19 protein-coding genes are annotated in these 19,577 nt (G+C 72.4%); 8 read left to right on the top strand and 11 right to left on the bottom strand.

All coding sequences use genetic code 11. From position 1 onward, the window contains the following. Window positions 1-110: 110 nt before the first annotated feature. From trxA to ACQP10_RS36605, 3 genes are all read right to left on the bottom strand, one after another. The gene (gene trxA, locus ACQP10_RS36615) at window positions 111-425 is read right to left on the bottom strand and encodes a thioredoxin (protein ID WP_179822046.1); all 315 of its coding nucleotides are present in this window, start codon (window positions 423-425) and stop codon (window positions 111-113) included. Beyond that, a complete protein-coding gene (locus ACQP10_RS36610; protein ID WP_179822048.1) occupies window positions 422-817 on the bottom strand; it encodes a MerR family transcriptional regulator in 396 nt (131 codons plus the stop codon). The genes trxA and ACQP10_RS36610 overlap by 4 nt, the downstream gene beginning before the upstream one ends. Before the next feature lie 111 nt (window positions 818-928). Further along, the gene (locus ACQP10_RS36605; protein ID WP_346018467.1) at window positions 929-1,630 is read right to left on the bottom strand and encodes a class I SAM-dependent methyltransferase; all 702 of its coding nucleotides are present in this window, start codon (window positions 1,628-1,630) and stop codon (window positions 929-931) included. A 229-nt stretch (window positions 1,631-1,859) separates the two neighbouring features. On the opposite strand from ACQP10_RS36605, the gene ACQP10_RS36600 reads away from it, so the two are divergent. From ACQP10_RS36600 to ACQP10_RS36575, 6 genes are all read left to right on the top strand, one after another. After that, window positions 1,860-2,672 (top strand): sugar phosphate isomerase/epimerase family protein, encoded by an 813-nt coding sequence (locus ACQP10_RS36600; RefSeq protein ID WP_179822053.1) that lies wholly within the window; start codon window positions 1,860-1,862, stop codon window positions 2,670-2,672. A 19-nt stretch (window positions 2,673-2,691) separates the two neighbouring features. Beyond that, entirely contained in the window at window positions 2,692-3,345 is a 654-nt protein-coding gene (locus tag ACQP10_RS36595; RefSeq protein WP_346018468.1) for a TetR family transcriptional regulator, read from the top strand. A 205-nt stretch (window positions 3,346-3,550) separates the two neighbouring features. Then, window positions 3,551-5,725, top strand: coding sequence for a (Fe-S)-binding protein (locus ACQP10_RS36590; RefSeq protein ID WP_433540559.1), 2,175 nt, complete (start codon window positions 3,551-3,553; stop codon window positions 5,723-5,725). Window positions 5,726-5,971: 246 nt separating this feature from the next. Beyond that, window positions 5,972-6,766 (top strand): hypothetical protein, encoded by a 795-nt coding sequence (locus ACQP10_RS36585; protein ID WP_346018470.1) that lies wholly within the window; start codon window positions 5,972-5,974, stop codon window positions 6,764-6,766. Beyond that, window positions 6,763-7,911 carry a glycosyltransferase gene (locus ACQP10_RS36580; RefSeq protein ID WP_399498541.1) on the top strand — a complete coding sequence of 383 codons (1,149 nt, stop codon included), beginning with the start codon at window positions 6,763-6,765 and terminating at the stop codon, window positions 7,909-7,911. The genes ACQP10_RS36585 and ACQP10_RS36580 overlap by 4 nt, the downstream gene beginning before the upstream one ends. 18 nt (window positions 7,912-7,929) lie before the next feature. After that, window positions 7,930-8,211 (top strand): metal-sensitive transcriptional regulator, encoded by a 282-nt coding sequence (locus ACQP10_RS36575; protein WP_346018472.1) that lies wholly within the window; start codon window positions 7,930-7,932, stop codon window positions 8,209-8,211. A gap of 504 nt (window positions 8,212-8,715) precedes the next feature. Here ACQP10_RS36575 and ACQP10_RS36570 read toward each other — a convergent pair. Together ACQP10_RS36570 and ACQP10_RS36565 are read right to left on the bottom strand one after the other, a co-directional pair. Continuing rightward, window positions 8,716-10,104, bottom strand: a complete 1,389-nt coding sequence (locus ACQP10_RS36570; RefSeq protein WP_433540558.1) for a hypothetical protein — start codon at window positions 10,102-10,104, stop codon at window positions 8,716-8,718. Between the two features lie 181 nt (window positions 10,105-10,285). Beyond that, the gene (locus tag ACQP10_RS36565) at window positions 10,286-10,837 is read right to left on the bottom strand and encodes a gamma carbonic anhydrase family protein (protein WP_433540557.1); all 552 of its coding nucleotides are present in this window, start codon (window positions 10,835-10,837) and stop codon (window positions 10,286-10,288) included. 138 nt (window positions 10,838-10,975) lie between these two features. On the opposite strand from ACQP10_RS36565, the gene ACQP10_RS36560 reads away from it, so the two are divergent. Next, a complete protein-coding gene (locus ACQP10_RS36560; RefSeq protein WP_433540556.1) occupies window positions 10,976-12,313 on the top strand; it encodes a hypothetical protein in 1,338 nt (445 codons plus the stop codon). Window positions 12,314-12,573: 260 nt separating this feature from the next. On the opposite strand, the gene ACQP10_RS36555 is transcribed toward ACQP10_RS36560, so the two are convergent. The 3 genes from ACQP10_RS36555 to ACQP10_RS36545 form a co-directional block, all read right to left on the bottom strand. Then, on the bottom strand, window positions 12,574-12,792 hold the full coding sequence (locus tag ACQP10_RS36555) for a hypothetical protein (protein ID WP_179822071.1): 219 nt from the start codon (window positions 12,790-12,792) through the stop codon (window positions 12,574-12,576). A gap of 126 nt (window positions 12,793-12,918) precedes the next feature. Continuing rightward, window positions 12,919-13,671, bottom strand: a complete 753-nt coding sequence (locus ACQP10_RS36550) for a GntR family transcriptional regulator (protein ID WP_433540555.1) — start codon at window positions 13,669-13,671, stop codon at window positions 12,919-12,921. A gap of 458 nt (window positions 13,672-14,129) precedes the next feature. Continuing rightward, entirely contained in the window at window positions 14,130-14,828 is a 699-nt protein-coding gene (locus ACQP10_RS36545; protein ID WP_399498537.1) for a dienelactone hydrolase family protein, read from the bottom strand. Window positions 14,829-15,148: 320 nt separating this feature from the next. Here ACQP10_RS36545 and kynU point away from each other — a divergent pair, with 320 nt between their 5' ends. After that, window positions 15,149-16,381 (top strand): kynureninase, encoded by a 1,233-nt coding sequence (gene kynU / locus ACQP10_RS36540; protein ID WP_346018478.1) that lies wholly within the window; start codon window positions 15,149-15,151, stop codon window positions 16,379-16,381. A 95-nt stretch (window positions 16,382-16,476) separates the two neighbouring features. Here kynU and ACQP10_RS36535 read toward each other — a convergent pair whose 3' ends face one another. The 3 genes from ACQP10_RS36535 to ACQP10_RS36525 form a co-directional block, all read right to left on the bottom strand. After that, window positions 16,477-17,325: a hypothetical protein gene (locus ACQP10_RS36535; RefSeq protein WP_433540554.1), complete on the bottom strand. Its 849-nt coding sequence runs from the start codon at window positions 17,323-17,325 to the stop codon at window positions 16,477-16,479. A gap of 737 nt (window positions 17,326-18,062) precedes the next feature. Further along, window positions 18,063-18,443, bottom strand: a complete 381-nt coding sequence (locus ACQP10_RS36530; RefSeq protein WP_218911757.1) for an MmcQ/YjbR family DNA-binding protein — start codon at window positions 18,441-18,443, stop codon at window positions 18,063-18,065. Next, on the bottom strand, window positions 18,436-19,503 hold the full coding sequence (locus ACQP10_RS36525; protein ID WP_346018480.1) for a DUF2293 domain-containing protein: 1,068 nt from the start codon (window positions 19,501-19,503) through the stop codon (window positions 18,436-18,438). Before ACQP10_RS36525 ends, ACQP10_RS36530 begins: the two co-directional genes overlap by 8 nt. Between the last annotated feature and the right edge of the window lie 74 nt (window positions 19,504-19,577).

Below are 19,577 nucleotides of genomic sequence, written 5' to 3'. Positions count from 1 at the left end.
GGCCCGCGCGGGACGCCCGGACCTTCCGGTCCCGGCGTCCGCGTGCCCCGGCCTCGACCCGGCTCCGTCCCGTGGGGGACCCGCCACCGTGAAGGTCCGCGGAGCGGAACCTAGATGTGGCCCTCCAGGTCGGCGAGGAGAAGGCGCTTGGGCTTGGCTCCGACGATCTGCCGGACCACCTCGCCGCCTTTGTAGAGGTTGAGCGTGGGCAGGCCCGTGACGCCGTAGCGGGCCGCGATCTCCGGGTGCTCGTCGGAGTTCAGCTTGGCGATCGTGAGGCGGTCGCCGTACTCGGCCTCGATCTGCTCCAGGACCGGCGCGATCATCCGGCACGGCGGGCACCACTCGGCCCAGAAGTCCACCAGGACGGGCTTGTCGCTCTCCAGCACCTGCTCGGCGAAGTTGTCGGTGGTCAGATTGATCATGATTCTCCCTCGTTCCGGTCGGGAGGCGGCCCGAACATGCATCCGGGGCACGCCGCGCCGAGCTGGGCGGCCACCTCGGCCCGGCGTGTGAGCAGCGTGTGGATCTCGCCGTCGATCTCGGCCAGCTTGCGCCGGTAGACCTCCACCGACTCCGGGCACGAGGCCCCCGACTCGTGTCCGGCCCGCAGGCACGCCACGAACGGCCGGGCGTCCTCCAGCGTGAAGCCGACGGTGAGCAGCGACCTGATCTCGGTGACCAGCCGCAGGTCCGCCTCGCTGTACTCGCGGTAGCCGTTGGCGGCGCGCCGCGCGGTGATCAGCCCCTGCTGCTCGTAGTAGCGCAGCGCCCGGGTGCTGACCCCGGCACGTCTGGCGAGCTCTCCGATCCGCATTCGGACCTCCTCACCCGTCACGGTAGGCGTTGACGTCAGCGTCAAGGTCAAGCCGTACGGCGGGCGATCCCGTTCCCGGCCCGGCCCCGGGCCCGCCCTCGCCGGCCGGGGTCAGAAGCGCCGCCAGCGCAGCACGTTGGGGTAGTCGATCTCCAGACCGGAGGTCTCGGCGACGGCCTGCTCGGCGACCTCGGGGGTGAACTCGATGCGCAGCACCGCCTCCAGGTCGGCGCGGCGCTCGAAGGACATGCGCAGGTCCAGCGGCCGGCTGTGCCACCCCTGACGGGTCCAGAAACGCTCGACGGCCTCGGCGGAGTAGGCGGCGGGGACCGAGCGGCTGAACCAGCGGCCGAACGCGCCGCGGGTGGCGTCCAGGTCGATGACGAAGGCCGCGCCGCCTCGCCGTACGACGCGGGAGAGCTCGGCGAGGCCGGGTTCGCAGCCGGGGCCGAAGAAGTAGGCCCAGCGGGCGAAGGCGACGTCCACCGACGCGTCCGGGAGCGGCAGGGCCTGGGCGGTGGCCACGTGGACCTCGACGCCGGGCAGGGCCCGGCAGCGGCGCCGGGCGAGCTGGGCGAGGCCCTCGTGCGGCTCGACGCCGATCACGCGGGAGGCCGTGGCCGCCAGGGAGGGCAGGTGGTAGCCGGTCCCGCAGCCGATGTCGAGGACCGTCGCGCCGTCCCACGGCCGGATGGCGGCCATCGCCGCCTCGGCGCGCCCCTCCGGGTCCACGGCGCGGTTCTCCAACTCGTAGACGTGCGGGGTGTTCCAGATGTTCGGGCTGGGGATGGCGCCCCTCAACGGCCTCGGCATGCGTTCACGGTAGCGGTGTGTTCTCCGTCGCATCCGCGAGGCCGACTCCACAGGTCGTCCGGCGCGCTTAGGCTGGCAAGGTGAGCGAGCGAAGCGGATGGGACGCCGGGCGCGGGGAGGCAAGCCCGCGCGCGTCCCGGGTAGGCGGTCCGGAGACCCGGGCGGACGTGCGGACCGGTGGACGCCGCGACGCCCGTTCGTGCGAGCTCCGAACCGGAGGGAAAGACAGATGAGCGTTGTCCGGGAATCCAGTGCGAAGATCGCTTTGTCCACCGCGTCGGTTTACCCCGAACGCACCCCGGACGCCTTCGAGCTGGCCGCGCGTCTCGGATACGACGGTGTCGAGATCATGGTGGGCGCCGACCCCGTGAGCCAGGACGTCGACGTCCTGGAGCGTCTGTCCGACCACTACCAGCTGCCGATCCTGGCCATCCACGCCCCCTGCCTGCTGGTGACCCAGCGGGTGTGGGGCAAGGACCCCTGGGCCAAGCTCCAGCGGGCGCAGCGGGCCGCCGAGCGGGTCGGGGCCCGGACGGTCGTGGTGCATCCGCCGTTCCGCTGGCAGCGCGACTACGCGCGCGAGTTCGAGACCGGCCTGGCCCGGATGCGCGAGGAGACCGACATCGTCTTCGCGGTGGAGAACATGTTCCCGCTGCGGGCCAGGGGCAACGAGGTGGTGCCCTACTCGCCGGGCTGGAACCCGGTCGACTACGACTTCCCCCAGGTGACGCTGGACCTGTCGCACACGGCGGTGTCGGGCGTCGACGCCATGGAGATGTTCGGCAAGCTCGGTGACCGGGTCGCCCACCTGCACCTCGCCGACGGCCTCGGGACGGCGAACAAGGACGAGCACCTGGTCCCCGGCCGGGGGAACCAGCCGTGCGCGCCGATCCTGGAGCGCCTGGCGGGCAGCGGCTTCGGCGGTCTGGTGGTGCTGGAGATCAACACGCGTAAGGCGGCCAGCCGTACCGATCGGATCGACGACCTCACCGAGGCGCTGGCCTTCGCCCGCCGTCACCTCACCGCGCCCTCGAAGGCCTGAGGGACGTAGGGACGTGGGCGTGAGGGACGCGGGACGCGCCGGTGACACGGCGGACACCGCGGGCGGGGACGTGGGAGCGGAGGACGCGTCGGCGGTCAGGCGGCGTCCGGGGCGCAGGCCGGGGTCGGCGGACACCCGGGGGCAGATCCTGGCGGCGGCGCGCCAGATCTTCGCGGAGAAGGGGTTCGACCGGGCGACCGTCCGGGGGATCGCCCGGCAGGCGGGGGTGGACCCGGCGCTGGTCCACCATTACTTCACGAGCAAGGCGGGGATGTTCGTCGCCGTCATGGACCTGCCGCTGAACCCCGAGGAGGTCGTCCCGGTCCTCGTCGACGGGCCGCGAGAGGAGGTCGGCGAGCGGATCGTCCGGTTCGTCCTGACGCTGACCGCGGACGCGGAGGCACGCCAGCCGCTGCTGGCCATGATCCGTACCGCGATGACCAACGACCAGGTGGCCGCCATGGTGCGGGAGTTCTTCACCGAGGAGCTGCTGGACCGGGCCGCCCGGGGCCTCGACATTCCGCGGATCCGGATGGAGGCGGCCTTCTCCCAGATGTTCGGCCTGATCGTGATGCGGCACGTGCTGCGGCTCGATCCGCTCGCCTCGGCCGGCGTCGAGGAGCTGGTCGCGCTGTTCGCGCCGGCGATCCAGCGGTATCTGGACGGGGACTGACCGGTCCGCCCGGGTCCGCCGTACGGCTCCCGCCGCGCCCGTAGAGCATTGTTCTGGACGCGGATTGACCGTATGGTGACCACGGTCACCGCGGGTCCGGGACGGACGACATGTTACCGATGGGTAGGATCCGTGGTGACCCGTCGTCACCCTGGATGACCGGCGGTCGTACGCTGGCAGCCAAAGCCGTCTGTGGGAGGACCCCGTGCTCTGGGTAGCGGTCATCGGGCTGGTCATGACAGCCGTCGCGGTCACACTCGCCGCGCGTCGCGTGCTGTTCCTTTACAACCTCGCCACCGCCGGGCCACCCGCGCCCGAGCGGATCGAGTACGCCAGGAACAACGTGGGCGCGGAGATCAAGGCCCAGCTCGTCGAGGTCTTCGGGCAGAAGAAGCTGCTGAAGTGGACCCCTTCGGGCACCGCCCACTTCTTCGTCATGTGGGCGTTCTTCATCCTGGCCACCGTCTACCTTGAGGCGTACGGCGCGCTGATCCAGGGCGGTGTCACCGGCCGGCCCGACTTCCACATCCCGCTCGTCGGGACCTGGCCCGTGCTGGGCTTCCTGCAGGACTTCATCGCGGTCGCCGCCCTGATCGGGCTGGTGGCCTTCACGGTCATCCGGATCAAGAACTCCCCCAAGAAGCTCGGCCGCAAGTCGCGCTTCTCCGGCTCGCACCTCGGCGGCGCCTGGCTCGTCCTCTTCATGATCTTCAACGTGATCTGGACGATGTTCCTCTTCCGCGGCGCCGCCTTCAACACCGGCAACCTGCCCTACGCCTCCGGGGCGTTCGCCTCCGAGGCGGCCGCCGCGCTGCTGCGGCCGCTGGGCGCAACGGCCAACGAGGTGCTGGAGGGCGTCGGCCTGCTGCTGCACATCGGCGTCATGCTGGTGTTCCTCGTCATCGTGGTGAACAGCAAGCACCTGCACATCTTCACCGCGCCGCTGAACGTGATGTTCTCCCGCCGCCCCGACGGCAACGGCCCCGCCCAGCCGCTGCGGATCGACGGCAAGGTCGTCGACTTCGAGGACGAGGACCTCGACGGCGACCGGCTGGGCCGCGGCAGCCTCAAGGACGTCAGCTGGAAGGGCTTCCTCGACTTCTACACCTGCACCGAGTGCGGCCGCTGCCAGTCGCAGTGCCCGGCCTGGAACACCGACAAGCCGCTGTCGCCGAAGATGCTGATCCTCGACCAGCGCGACCACGCCTTCAAGATCGCGCCGTACCTCATGGCGACCGAGGAGCAGCGCGCCGACCTGCACGAGGACGTGCTCGCCCTGCTCGAAAAGCCGCTGGTCGGCGAGGACGGCGTCATCCACCCGGACGTGTTGTGGTCCTGCACCAACTGCGGCGCCTGCGTCGAGCAGTGCCCGGTGGACATCGAGCACATCGACCACATCCTCGACATGCGCCGCTACCAGGCGATGGTGGAGTCCAACTTCCCCACCGAGGCCGGCGTCATGGTCCGCAACCTGGAGAACAAGGGCAACCCCTGGGGGATGTCCGAGATGAAGCGGGCCGACTGGATCGAGGAGCTCGCCTCCCGCGAGGACGACCCCATCGAGATCCAGCTCGTCGACGAGAAGATGCCCGAGGACACCGAGTACCTCTTCTGGGTCGGCTGCGCCGGCGCCCTGGAGGACCGGGCCAAGAAGACCACCAAGGCGGTCGCGGAGCTGCTGCACGTCGCGGGCGTGAAGTTCGCCGTGCTCGGCCCGATGGAGGCGTGCTCCGGTGACCCGGCCCGCCGCCTGGGCATGGAGTACCTCTTCGACATGCTGGCCAAGCAGAACATCGAGACGCTGAACGAGGCCGGGGTCAAGAAGATCGTCGCGACCTGCCCGCACTGCTTCAACACCCTGGCCAACGAGTACCCGCAGCTCGGCGGGACCTTCGAGGTCGTCCACCACACCCAGCTGCTGGCCAGGCTGGTGGACGAGGGCCGGCTGGTGCCGGTCACGCCGATCGACGAGAAGATCACCTACCACGACCCCTGCTTCCTCGGCCGCCACAACAAGGTCTACTCCCAGCCGCGCGACATCATGGCCAAGGTGCCGGGCGTGCGGACCCAGGAGATGCACCGGCACAAGGACCGCGGCTTCTGCTGCGGCGCCGGCGGCGCGCGGATGTGGATGGAGGAGCGGCTCGGCAAGCGCATCAACACCGAGCGCGTGGACGAGGCGCTGACCACCGACCCCGACACCATCTCCACCGCCTGCCCGTTCTGCCTGGTCATGCTGGGCGACTCGATCAACGAGAAGAAGAACGCGGGCGAGGCCAAGGAGAGCCTGGAGGTCGTGGACGTCTCCCAGCTCCTGATCAGGTCCATCAAGGGACAGCCCGCCGAGCCGCCGGCCGAGCCGGCCGGGACGGCGGTCTGAGGCTCGGCGCCGCGGTTCCGAAGAGGTTCGGACCACGTTCCGGTGAGGCCCGGGACCCCGCTCAGGCGGGGCCCCGGGCCTTACTCCGTGGAGGCGGCATGACCACGGTCCGTGTTTGCCCGGCACGCTGACAACCGGTCAAGGTGGCGAGAAAAGGACATCGGGTCTGAAACTCTTTCTCCACATAACGGGTAAATCACGGTAACCTCAACGTCGCACAGCTCATTCGACGGGAGGGGGCCGGTGATGCGCGTCATCGTCACCGACGCCGAAGTCACCCTGGCCGACGTCCTGTCACTGCGCGTGGCGGCCGACGCGCCGCTCGCCGGTCACGCCGACCTGGTCCTGCGCCACCGGGCCACCGGGACCGAGCGCCGGGTGCCGCTGGGGCCCTTCGGGACCGAGGCGCGGGACGCGACACTGGCGGTCTCCCTCGCCCCGCTGTCGCTGGACCCCGGCCGCTGGGACGCCTACCTCGAACGCGGCGAGACACGCTCCCGGATCCACAGCGTCGATCCGGGCTTCTCCCTGGACCGTCTGGAGACCTACGCGCTGGGCCGCCGTACCCTGGCCTACCGCTGCTACCGCACCCGCACCGGCTTCCTGGCCCTGCGGGTGGACCGGGTCGCGCCCGCGGCCGAGGTGCGGGCGGTGTGGTTCCGGGAGGGACGCTTCGAGGTCACCGGGGTCCTGGCCTTCACCGGGCTCGACGACGACGAGTCACGGCACGAGGCGCGGCTCGCGCTGCGCCGCAGCCGGCCCGACGCCGCGCTGACGGTCGGCGCGACGGTCCAGGGGGTGCGCTTCCACGCCGCGCTGTCCCTGTGCGACGTGCTGGCCGCCGCGCCCGAGCACCCCGGCACCTGGGAGCCCTCGCTGGAGGTGGACGACCTGGCCGAGCCGCTTCGCCTGGGATCCTGGCTGGACGACGTGGACGGCAAGCGCCGCCGCCTGCACTACCCGGCCGCGCAGATCGACGGGGTGCCGATCCAGCCCCGCTACACGCTGGACGACGAGCTCAGGATCGAGGTCGGCGGGTGAGGATCTGCCTGCTCGTCCCATCCGTCTACGGCATGCGCGGCGACGCCCGGTCGGTCGTCAACCTCGCCGGGGAGCTCTCCCGGCGGCACGACGTGGAGATCCTCAGCGTCCGCCGCCACCGGGAGCGGCCGTTCTTCCCGGTGGCGGCGGGGGTGCGGCTGTCGTGGGTGGTCGACGACCGGCCCGGCGTGCGGCACCTGCTCCCGCCGGGGCAGGTCCGCACCGACGTCGCCCTGTGGCGGCGGCTGCGCTCCCTCAAGACCGACGTGCTGATCAGCACCAGGCCGGGCCTGAGCGTCCAGGCGGCCAGGCACGCGCCCCGCGACGCCGTACGGATCGCCCGCGAGTGGGGCCGCCCGCCGGTCACCGCGTCGATCAGGCGGTTCTACCCCAGGATGGACGCGGTCGTCACCGCCACCGAGACCGGTCGCGCCGAGTGGGAGCGCCTGGTCGGGGGGACGGTCGGGGTCACCACGATCCCGGACGCGCTTCCCGACGGCCCCTGGCCGCGCTCGCGGATGGACAACCGCCTCGTCGTGGCGGGCGGGCGCTGGGTGCCGACCAAGGCGTACGACCTGCTGATCCGCGCGTTCGCCACCGTCGCCGACAAGCGCCCCGACTGGCGGCTGCGCCTGTACGGCGGGGGCCCCGAGGACCGGCGGCTGCGCGCCCTGGTCGCCGACCTGGACCTGCACAACCACGTGTACTTCATGGGCACCACCCCCGACCTCGCCGGCGAGTTCGCCAAGGCGTCGATCGTGGCGACGACCGCCAGGGCCGAGGGGCTCGGGATGACCGTGATCGAGGCCCTGGCCAGCGGGGTGCCGGTGATCGGGTTCGACGGCCCCGGCGGGGCGGGGGAGTTCGTGACCGACGGCCGCAGCGGGGTCCTGGTCCCCCCGGGGCCGGGCGGGGACGGGGGCGGCGCCGGACCCGCGGGGGAGAGTGAGGCCCGAGACGGCGCCGGGTCCGAGGGGGAGAGCGAGGTCCGGGCGTACGCGTCCGCGCTGCTCGCCCTCATCGACGACGAACGGCGGCGCCGGGAGCTCGCGGCCGGCGCGCTGGCCGCCGCCGCCCCGCACCGGGCATCCTCGGTGGCCGAGCGCTGGGAGAAACTGATCGAGGCCGCCGCTCGCCCCGCCTGACGCGGGTACCGTTGGGACATGCATGGGTACAGCGCAGACAAGCAGGCCTATCTGACCCGCCTGCGGCGGATCGAGGGGCAGATTCGGGGCCTGCAGCGGATGGTCGAGGAAGACTCGTACTGCATCGACGTCCTGACGCAGGTCTCGGCGGCCACCCGGGCGCTCCAGGCGGTGGCGCTCGGCCTGCTGGAGGACCACGTCCGCCACTGCGTCGCCGACGCCATCAACAGCGGAGGCCCGGAGGCGGAGGAGAAGGTCAAGGAGGCATCGGCGGCCATCGCCCGTCTCGTCCGGTCGTGACTAGTCACCCGGCGGCCGGGGAGGTCACCCGGACAAGGGCGTCCCGGACCCCTTCGAGGGAGCCCGGGACGCTTTCCGGTCTTCCGGACGGTTGGTCATCCCAACGGCTTCAGCAGATCGCCGAAGCACTCAACCCGAGCGCGTTGTCGAGCTCCGCCAAGGTAAGCGGCCGTTCGCTGATGGCGACGGCGGTAAGCACCTCGGCATAGAGCGCGATCTCGTCCAACGCGACACGGTCGTGGACCCTAGAGTCCAGGTCGTCGTGCCCCACCGCGTCGTCCTTCCTTCCGCAGCCCACACCCACTTCGAGGTTACGGCGGAGGGTCCCCGCGTTCCCATGGCCCATCGGGACCATTCCTGGCGTCCCCACCACACCCTCGGAGGGGTCATTTCCCGGCTGCGAGATCACAATTCAGCCAATCGGCGGTACCGGCCGTCTGAGAACGCTATAAGCGGAGTAAGTGAGAAATAACTCCATTTGTGGTTTAACTGAATGGATCTTTGTCAGAAGTGACGGAACGGCGTCCCGGGGACGTTCGGTACCTCCGGGATCCCCGGGTCTCCGGAGTCCGCCGGGTCGTCCGGGACCGGATCGTCGCGCTCGTGGACCAGCCGGTGCACGACCGCCGAAGCCGTCGCGAACCCCCGCTCGGGAACCGGGGTCCCGGTGAGGCGGCACCAGGCGAGCCCGGCGGCGTAGGACGTGCCCAGCAGCGCCGCGGCCGCCGCCCGGTCCGGCGGGTGCAGGGCCGTGGGCAGCTCCCCGGCGCGGGGCCAGCACCTGCGCAGCGGGTGCGACGGATCGTCCAGCGCCACCCGCAGCATGTGGCGCAGCTCCGGCTCCAGCCACGGGTACAGCTCCTCGACCGCCCCCGGGGCGGCCTCGGACAGGTCGGCGGCGAGCAGCGAGGCCGCTATCGCCCGGGGATCGGCCCCCTTGGCGGCGACGAACCCCAGCGCCACGACCAGGTCGTAGACCACGTGCTGGAGGTGCTCGCCGGGCGAGGTCTCCGGCAGCGTCACGTGGGGCGGGCAGCGCTCCAGCCACGCCCGCCGTACGGTGTGGTCGCCGGCCTGGGCGGCTGAGGGGTCGGCGCCCGTACGGCGGAGCACCGGCTCCAGCATGGCCGACAGGGCGTCCGCCCGGGGCCGGAAGCGGGGGTCGTCGCGGATCACCCCCGCGGTGTCGGCCATGAGCGCCACCAGGCGGCGCCCGGCCTCCGGGTGCCCGGCCCTGACCCGCTCGCCGTACAGGGCGGCCAGGTCCTCAAGGGAGAAGGGGGACAGCCACCGGACCCACTCGTCACCGGGCAGCGGGCGGGCCAGGAACTCGCCGAACACCGACAGCAGCACCTCGTTGCCGTCGAAGGCGGGGGCGTAGGCACACCACATGAGCGTGCCCCAGACGGCGGCCACCGGGCTGGCCACCTCCTCGGCGAAGACCTCGGTGAACGGGCCGGTGAGAGGGAAGTCCTCGCGGCGCCTGCCGCGCTGGGCGGCCAGCAGCTCGCGCACCCGGTCGGTGATCCGGGGAGGCACGTCGGGGCCGACGAACCCCTGGACCGAGCCGCGGTCGGCGGTGACGTCCGGGCCGTGCGGGACCAGGTGCCGCGGGATCACGGACGTGTCGTGGGCGACCCGCGACGCGGCGCGGAACTCCGGGTCGACCGGGGGCGCGGCCGGGTGCCAGCGGCCGCCGGCCGGGTCGTGGCGATGCCACCGGGCGTGCGCGCCGAACAGCCAGCGCCCGCCGTCGGGGGCGGCCAGGACGCGCGACGCGATGGCCTGGGCCCGCGCGGGCTCCGGAAGCGCCGCCCACCGCGGATCGGCCACCATGGCGCGCACGTCGCCCTCGATGGCGTCGAAACAGTCCCAGCGCGACACGGCGGCCATGTTACCCGCGGCCTCCCCGGCCGTCCCGGGCCTCGGGGCGGCCGGGGACGCGGTACGGCGTCGCGCCTCTCACGGGCCCGTGCTCGTCGGCGGGGACGGGCGGGACCGGGACCGGGACCGGGACGGGAGGAATGGGGGTCAGGGGAGCCGGCCGGAAGGGGCCGGAACGGCGGGGCGGCGGTCAGGGGAGCCGGTCGGAAGGGACCGGGACGGCGGCGCGGTGCCGTACCGCCTTGGCCACGTAGTTGTCCGGGGTGCGGGCGAAGGACGCGCGGTCGTCGTCGGTGAGCTCGCGGACGATCCTGCCGGGGACGCCCGCGACGAGCACCCCGGCCGGGATCTTCTTGCCGGGGCCCACCAGCGCCCCCGCCGCGACCAGGGAACCCGCGCCGATCCTGGCCCCGCCGAGCACGATGGCCCCGATGCCGACCAGCGCCCCGGTCTCCACATGGGCGCCGTGCACCATGGCCTTGTGGCCCAGGCTGACCCGCGGTTCGAGCACCGTGGGCTCGCCGGGGTCGGCGTGCAGGCAGCACAGGTCCTGGACGTTGCACTCCTCGCCGACCTCGATCAGCTCGTCGTCGCCGCGGAGGACCGATCCGTACCAGACGCCGGCGGCGCGGCCGATCCGTACCCGGCCGACGACCACCGCGCCCGGGGCGACGTAGGCGTCCGGGTGGATGCTGGGGATCGCGTCACCGTCGAGGGAGGCGATGTACGGGTTGGTAGTCACGCGTCCGATGTTACGCGGCGTGAGCTTGCCCGATATTTCCGCAAGCAGGTGAGGCGTTCCGGTTGCGGACTTGGCCGGTAAGCAGGAAAGTCGTCTACCGACGTCTCCTTTCCGCCACCAACCTCCACGGGCAGCAGCATGACAAACGAGCACGACAGCTTTCCCGATCTGATGCAGGAGAACCTGTTCGAGGTCGCGATGCGCGGTTACAGCCGTCGCCAGGTTCATGAGTACATGAACCGCACTCGCGCGCAGATCCGCGACCTTGAGGAGCGGCTCACCCGGGCGGCCGAGCAGGTAGAACGGAGCCGGGTCGAGCTGGCCGACGCCCGGCGAAGACTCTCCGACGCCCCCCAGGACTACGACGAGCTCGGCCAGCGGCTCAGCCAGATACTGAAGCTGGCCGAGGAGGAGGCGGCCGCCAAGCGCGAGGCGGCCATCGCCGAGGCGAGCAAACTGCGTGAGGACGCCGCGACGGAGGCGGAGCGGCTGGTGGGCTCGGCGCGGGAGCGCGCGGAGGCGATCCTGGCGGCGGGGCAGCAGGAGGCCGAGCGCAGGGTCGCCGAGGCCACCGCCATGGCCGAGAAGCGGCTCACCCACGCGGGGGCGGAGGCCGACGAGACCCTCGGCGCGGCCCGCGCCGAGGCAGAGCGGGTGCTCACCGCGGCGCGGAACGAGGCGGAGCGGATGGTCGAGGGCGCCCGCGCCGAGGCGGAGGCCACCGTGGGGAACGCCAGGGCCCAGGCCGAGGCGACCGTGTCCTCCGCCAACGCCGAGGCGCACTCGACGCTGACCGCGGCCCAGCAGCGGGCCGCGGCCCTGGACGAGACGACCGGCCGCCGGGTGACCTACCTCACCGACACCCACCGGGAGGTCGTGCGCCGTCTCACCGAGATGGGCGCCGTCCTGGGCGACCTGCTCCACCGGGAGGGCGCGGCCGGGCCCCTGGTCGACGAGGACGCCGTCCTGCCGCCCGCGCCCGTACGGCCCGCCCCGATCCCGGTTCCGGCGGGCCAGGAGACGCAGGCGCTCCCCGGGGCGCCCGTCCCGGCGCCGGGGGCCGTGCCCGGCTCCGATGACGAGGTCGTGGACGTCGCCGGCCCGGACGCGGAGAGCGGCGCCGACGGGGACGCGGGCATCGAGGCGGACGTCGAAGCCGTCCGCGTGATCGTGGCCGAGGACGACGAGGAGAACGAGGCGACCGGGGACGCCGGGGACGCCGAGGACGCCGAGGGCCGGGCCGGTGCGGGCGACGAGCGCGGTCCGGACCGTGCGGACCATGCGGGTCGTGCGGACCATGCGGGTCGTGCGGACCATGCGGGTCGTGCGGACCACGCGGCTCGCGAGGACCGTGCGGACCACGCGGGTCGCGCGGGTCGCGGGGACCGTGCGGACGGCGATGGCGAGGCGGATGGCGCGGATGGCGGTCGCGCCGACGGTCATCGAACCCCGGCCGCGCCGACCGTCAGACTCTGATCCGGGGCACGGTCTTTGATCCGGCTCGGCCTCTGATCCGGCTCAGCCTTTGATCCGGCTCGGCTTCTGCCCGGCCCGGCCGGCCCGGTCGTGGGGACCGCGCCGCACCCGGACCGCTCCGCACGCGGACCGCGCGGAGCGGTCCGGGTGCGGCGGCCCAGGCGGAAACCCCCGCCCCCGATAGGGCCCGGGGGCTTCCGCGATTGGGGGCCCGGTGCCGGGACCGCGGAAATCGCTGGCCCCGGCACCGGGCGGCTCTCTCATCGGCACGTTCCGCCGGAACGTTCCTGTTGGTCGAGCAGTTGCTCGCGTAGTCCCTCGGGCTCGTCGGCGTCGATCGTCATCGCGCAGCCGGCCTCGCGTTGCGCGGACGTCAGCGGGTGGTGGCGGGTGGCCCACCACCGCCCCGCGTCACTCCGCCAGATCGTCCAGTCGGGAAACTCCCGGGCGATTTCCGCTAGATGCCGGTCGAATGACATCCCCGCACCTTCCCCGCGCCCGGTCCCGACTGTGTGACGCTCCACCTTCGACGGTGCGGCACCTCTCTAGAGAAATCAATGATCGTGAGGGACAGGTCAACCTACCGGTTGACAGATCGGCTTGATCTATGCGTTGAAGTCGTACTGGAGTACATAGGAGGCGGCGTCGAGGATCATCTCGTTGACCTCCAGGGGTCTGCCGTCCGCCGTGTAGGCGGTCCGGAAGATCACGATGACCGGGGTGCCGGCCGGCAGGTCGAGCAGGACGGTCTCGTGGGGGTGGGGCATGCGGGCCCGTACCTCCTCACTGAAGTGCGCGGGAGGATGGCCGAGGTCGCTCAGCCGCGCGTACACGCCGCCCTGTCCCGTGTCCTCCCGTGTGATCGAGGTGCCGTCCACCAGATCGGCGGGGAAGTGGGAGACCGACAGCTGCACCGGTCTGCCGTCCACCGAGTAGCGTCGTCGCCGGACCCACACGTCCGCGCCGCCGAGCACGCGGGCCACGGCCTCCTCCGCGGTCTCCCGTTCGATGTTCATGTCGTCCACGGTGTAGGGACGGCCTCTGGTGTCGGACTCCCAGATGGCCTGCCCCCGTCCCCATTGTTCGTGGGACAGCCGGCGCGAACCGTGCCGTCTGATCGGCCGGAACTGCCGGACGTACACCCCCGAGCCGCGCCTGGGCACGGCTAGTCCTTCGTTGATGAGCACGGACAATGCCTGTCTGGCGGTCGCACGGGCTATGCCGTGCCGCCCCATGAGGGCGTTCTCGCCCGGAAGCCGGTCCCCGTCTCGGAGCTCGCCGGACAAGATCGCTTCGCGAAGCTCGTCGGCGATGCGCCGGTAGATCGGGGGCTCGGGAGGTACCGGGGATTGCTGCACGTTTGATCACCCTCTGTCACCAACCGGGTTTGGCGTCTCCAGAGAACTTGCCCCGTCTTGTCCACGATCGCACAGATACAGAGGTTGGTCGCGTGCTTCTTTTGAGAGGAACGTGCCCGTGTGGCGATCTCCGTGCGTTTCACCGGGCCGTTACCGAGGAACGGTCCCGGCCGCTATCCGGGATGCCCGCCACCGGCGGGTGGTCGTCGTCGCCGGAACAGCACCCGCCGTGTTCACCAGCACGTCGTCGGCGGGGTCACCCGGTCGGGGCGGAGGGCCGGCGGGTGGGCAGCCGTGAGGACCGGTCGAACCGCCGAAAGCGGAGCAACGGTGATATTTCACCATTACTCCTATGCCTGCCGCCTGGGGGCAATGGTGCCGGGTGTCGTCCCGGGTGGGCGATCCCCCGGATAGGGAAAGGTGGCCCTCCGGGCAGGCCCCGTTTCAGGGCGTCGCGCTCATCCCAGGTGGCGCCGGAGGAACTCCACGGCCCGCTCCCAGGCGACCGGCGCGGCCTCGGGGTCGTAGAACTGCGGGGCCTCGTGGTTGTGGAAGGCGTGCCCGGCCTTCTCCGCGACGTGCATCTCCACGTTCGGCCGTCCGGCGGCGGCCTGCTCCACGATGGCGACCTGATCGCGCGGGATGTAGGGGTCGGAGCCGCCGAACACGAACAGCAGCGGAGCGGTGATCTTCTCCATCATGCCGGTGGCCTCCGGCACGGCCGAGCCGTAGAACGACGCCACCGCGTCCACCTCGGCGGTCGCCGCCAGGAGGTAGCCGACCGAGCCGCCCAGGCAGAACCCGACCACCCCCGCCCCGTCCCGCGCCTCCGGCAGCGCCCGCAGGTGCGCCAGCGCGATCGCCGAGTCGGACACGCCCTGGGGGAGGTCGAACCCGGAGGCCAGTTCCAGCGAGGCCGCCGTGCCGGTCTCGCCGTGGTCGGACACCCAGTTGCGCCGCAGCCGCCAGAACAGGTCCGGCGCGCCGACGACGTACCCGAGCGCCGCCAGGTCTTCGGCGACCTTCCGGATGTACGGCCCGACGCCGTAGATCTCCTGGATCAGCAGGACGACCGGGCCCGAACCCCCCTCCGGCAGCCACAGGTGCATGTCGAACGAGCCGTCGGCGACGGTGACCGTCTCGGTGCGGGTCTCCATGGGTCCTCCTGCTTGTCGTCCCGATAAAGCGGTGTCCTGATACGGCGGTGCCCTGATGCGGTGCCCGGATGCGGCGGCGTCCTGACACAGAGGTGTTCCGCCGCAGAGGCCAGTGAACCGTATGCCCACCGGGACGCCCGATCCACGGCCGGGACGGTCGGGACGGCCGGTGCGCGGCGCGGCCCCATGACCGGGGCGTACGGCGGAGCGTCCCGCCTCCGTGGCCGGGACGCCCGATCCACGGCCGGGGTGGCCGGTGTACCGCCGGGTGCCGATGGCCGATGATGGACGGACCGAAGGCCTCATCCCGGAGATGATTCATGACCATCAGCCGTGCGGACTGTCTGGCACTCGACGCCGACGACCCCCTCAGGCATTTCAGGGACGAGTTCGTCCTCCCCGACGGGACCGTCTACCTGGTAGGGAACTCCCTCGGCGCGCTGTCCAGGACGGCCGCGGCCGCGACGGCGCGGGTCGTGGCGGAGGAGTGGGGCGGGCAACTGGTCGGCGGCTGGAACGCCTCGGGCTGGTTCGACCTGCCGCTGACCACCGGCGACCGGCTGGCCCCGCTGATCGGCGCGGGCCCCGGACAGGTCGTGGTGGGCGACACCACCTCGATCGCGATCGTCAAGGCCGTCTCTGCGGCCCTGCGCCTCCGCCCGGAACGCCGGGTGATCGTCTCCGACACCGCCAACTTCCCGACCGACCGCTACGTGGTCCAGGGGCTGGTCGGCTCGCTCGGCGGCTACGAGATCCGGGACATCGACGGCCCGGACGCCCTCGACGCCGCGCTGTCGGACGACGTCGCCTGCGTGCTGCTGTCGGAGGTCGACTACCGGACCGGGGCGCGTCTCGACACCGCCGAGGTGACCGCCCGGGTGCGGGGGGCGGGCGCGCTGATGATCTGGGACCTGTGCCACAGCGCCGGGGCCTACCAGGTGGACGTGGCCGAGGCCGACTTCGCGGTCGGCTGCACCTACAAGTATCTCAACGGCGGTCCCGGGGCCCCCGCGTTCCTCTACGCGAACCCGCGCCACCACGCCGACGCCGAGTCCATCCTGACCGGCTGGCACGGGCACGCGGCGCCGTTCGCCTTCGAGCCCGCCTACCGGCCCGCCGAGGGTGTCCGGCGCTTCTCCGTGGGCACCCCCCACGTGCTGTCGTTCGCCCCGCTCAACGCGTCGCTGGACATCTGGGAACGGGTGGACATGGCGCAGATCCGCGCCAAGAGCGTGGCGCTGACCTCGCTCTTCATCGACCTGGTCGAGGAGTCGTGCGCGCCGTACGGCCTGGAGCTGGTCTCGCCCCGCGACCCGGAGCGGCGCGGCAGCCAGGTCAGCTTCCGGCACCCGGACGGCTATCCCGTGATGCGGGCGCTGATCGACCGCGGCGTCCACGGAGACTTCCGCGCCCCCGATCTGCTGCGCTTCGGCTTCGCCCCGCTCTACATCGGTTTCGCCGACGTCCACGACGCGGCCACCGCCCTGGCCGAGGTGCTCGGCAAGGAGCTGTGGCGGGACGAGCGTTACCGGCGGCGGCTGGCCGTCACCTGACCGCGGCCCGGTCGGCCGTGCCCGCCCGTGCCGTGCCGTACGGCGACCGTACGGCACGGCACGGGTAGGCGGACCTCGGGAGCGAAGGGGCGGGCTCAGGGGTCGATTCCGCGCCGGCAGCCCTTCGTGTGGCAGTCCCACAGCACGTGGCCGTGGAACACCGGGCGACTGGTCTCCCAGTACTTCCAGCCCTCCACCCTGGCGGGCACGTTGGCGATGCCGGCGACGACCTTGTGGAAGCGGCAGGTGCTGGTCCGGAACCAGGCCGAGAACCCGACCCGGTAGCCGAAGACGCGGTACCACAGGTGGCCGTACATGTCGTCGGAGATCTCGTGGGTGTACTCGTGCCCCGCCTCGACGATGTACTCCTCGGCGATCAGCGGGTTGAGGTTGTTCCGTATCAGGCGGAGGACCTCCTCCCGGTCGAGCCGCGGGCCCCTGGTGATCTCCAGGGCCCTGAGCCTGTGCTGGATCTTCTCCCGCTCGAACTCGACCTCGTAGTACACCCGGTGCTGCCGGGTCACCGTCGCGGTCACCGAGCCGCCCGGGCCGTCGATGAAGTGGGTGCGGGCCAGGAAGAAGTTCCTCGGGTGGAACTGGTCGATCCTGAAGAGGAAGCGGGGCCGGCAGATGTCGTCCCAGCCGCGGCGCAGGTGGGGCCGCCCGGGCCTCGGGCTGGGGCTCACCACGGACCTCGACACGGCGAAGGAGGTGGCGGTGGCGCTCGCGCTCGCGCTGGGGGTGGCGGCGGCGCTGGGGGTGGCGCTGGGAGTCTCGGAGACCGAGGGGGTGGGCGTGGCCGTGACCGTGGTCGTCACGGTCGGCGTGGGGGCCGGGGTCGGCTGCCGGACCTCGGTGGGTTCGGGGGCGAAGCCCAGCTTGATGAAACCGCCGCGCTTGCCCGGTGTGACGAACCGTTTGGTGGGGCTGACCGGCTTGTGCACCGGGCCGAGCGCGGCGGATCCGTCGTTCGCGCGGGCGCCGTTCGCGCGGGCGCGATTCCCGTGAGCGCCGTTCGCACGAGCACCGTTCGCACGAGCACCGTTCGCATGAGCGTCGTTCGCGCGGGCGCCGCTTCCGTGGGCACCGTTCCCGTGGGCACCGTTCCCGTGGGCACCGTTTCCGTGGGCGGAGCCGTGCCCCGGCCGCCGGTCGTTCCTGAGCCCGCGCGGTGCGCCGGGGTCGTCCGCTCCGGCCCCCCTGCCCTGGGCGTGCCCGGACACCCGGGGGCCGGGCGAAACGGAAGGCCGCAGGTGGGCGGCGGAGGCCGGGGCCGCGCCGGAGGAGGGCTGGGCGATCGCGGCGACGGCCGCGACGAGCGACCCGGCCACCCCCAGCGCCGCCAGGCCCCTCACCGGGCGCTGCCCCTTCGGCCGGACGGACGTGGCCGTGGCGTCTTCGGAGTTGGGCGTGACCATGGAGATACCGTTCCTTCTGGAACGCGGCCCTACGGCCGCGACTGACCCGTCGGCCGGAACAGCGGTTCCCGCCTACGCTGATCACTCAGCGTCGCAGGAAAGATACTTACAGTCGCCTTATGTCGTTGTGTGGAGGCACGCCGACAGAATGCGGATCCGATCCGGTGAGTGGCGTATCGGCCCGATCGGGGGAAGACGGCGTCTCCGCCGCCTCCGGAGGTTCGCTCATCGATCGAGCGTCGACCGCGGCGTGCCCCGGCCGGCTACAGCCCGCCGAGGGCGTCGAGCGCGGTCACGAGCCTCTTGGGGGCGACGGCGCGGTAGCTCTCCTCGACCCAGTCGAGCAGCACCTCGATCTCCGGCGGCGCGCCGCCGTCCAGCGGGATCGTCACCCAGAACGCCCGGCCGAGGCCGTACCGCGAGGGTTCGGCGCCCGCCACGCTGAGCGCGTGGCCGTGCGACTCGGGCAGTTTCAGCCAGACGGCGGGCCGCCGGTCCCCGGCCGGCTCCTCCGCGCCGAGGAACGCGAAGATCTTCTTGTTGACCTTGACGACGGTGTCGCCCCAGGGGTGGTCCTCGTACGCCTCGGGCAGGCCGAGGGCGAACTCGCGCAGTGTCCGGCGGGTCTCGCGCCACTCATCCATGGCGGTCATCATGGCCGGAACCACCGACAGTTCCGCGCCAGCCGCCGAGCACCCGGTCGATGTCCGGGCGGATCCGGTCCCTGGCCTCGGCGCGCGGCACACCGGACATCAGCAGGCGGTCGTAGTCGGTGTCGAGGTGCCGCACCGAGGCCACGACGGCCAGGGTGATCGCCTTCTCGTCCAGCACCTTGGCGGCGGCGGTGCGGCCCACCCGGCCGCTGCCCCGCAGACCGGCGTGCAGGGCGATGTCCCGGGCCCGCTCGGGCGGGCAGCCGGGGAAGATCCGCAGGATCGCCTCGGCCATCCGGACCTGGAACACCACGTCCTCGCCCGCCCGCCGTTCCCGGTCGCGCTCCCGGCGGCGCAGCCGTACCTCCTCGTCGGCCAGGCACAGCTCCTCGGCCAGTCGCAGAGCGGCCTCCTCGACCAGGATTCCCCGCCGCTCGTAGCGCCTGCGCCGCGCGTTGTACCTGACCACCACCGCGGCCAGCCCGCTCTCCTTCTTCGCCCGGCGGCTGAGTGCCGCGTCACCCGCCGGGAGGAAGACCAGATGGTCCATGTCCGCGCAGGTCAGGCAGTGCGGACCGGCATCCTCCATGATCAGGTAGGGACCGGTGTCGCCGCAGCCGGCGCACGTCCACGCCTTCTCCGGCTCGACCACAACCAGGTCGGGGACCTTGCTCTGACGCTCGGCGAGCCGCCGCCGCCCGGCCTCCCCCATCTCCGGGGACACCCAGTGGACCCGGAAGGCGCCGTCGTCGCCATCGGCGACGAACCGCAGCTCCCGGCGGTCGCGGCCACCGGAGAGGTAGGCGGTCTCGCCGGGGACGAGCCCCCGGGAGAGCGCCCAGCGCCGGAGCACCGCCACCGCGTCGGTCATCCTGGCGCCGTCGACGGCCGCGAGCTCCTCCAGCGTGGCGGCCCGGCCCTGCCGCCAGACGTCCACGTGCCGGGCGTGCAGCCAGCCGAGGCCCGTCAGGACGTCGATCGCGGTGACGAACCTCCGCTGCGCGAGCGCGGCCTCGGCGGCCGCCGTGATCCGGCGTTCAAGTCTGCTCACCCCGCAAGCCTGCCGCATCCGGGGCCGCGGCGGAGCGGGACGGCGAGACGGCCCGCGGCCCGCCCGCGCCGGGC

Origin of the sequence: Streptosporangium sandarakinum (assembly GCF_050942225.1) — a bacterium.
In the GTDB taxonomy this organism is placed as follows: Bacteria; Actinomycetota; Actinomycetes; order Streptosporangiales; family Streptosporangiaceae; genus Streptosporangium; species Streptosporangium nondiastaticum.
This window is presented reverse-complemented; position numbering and strand designations above follow the sequence as displayed.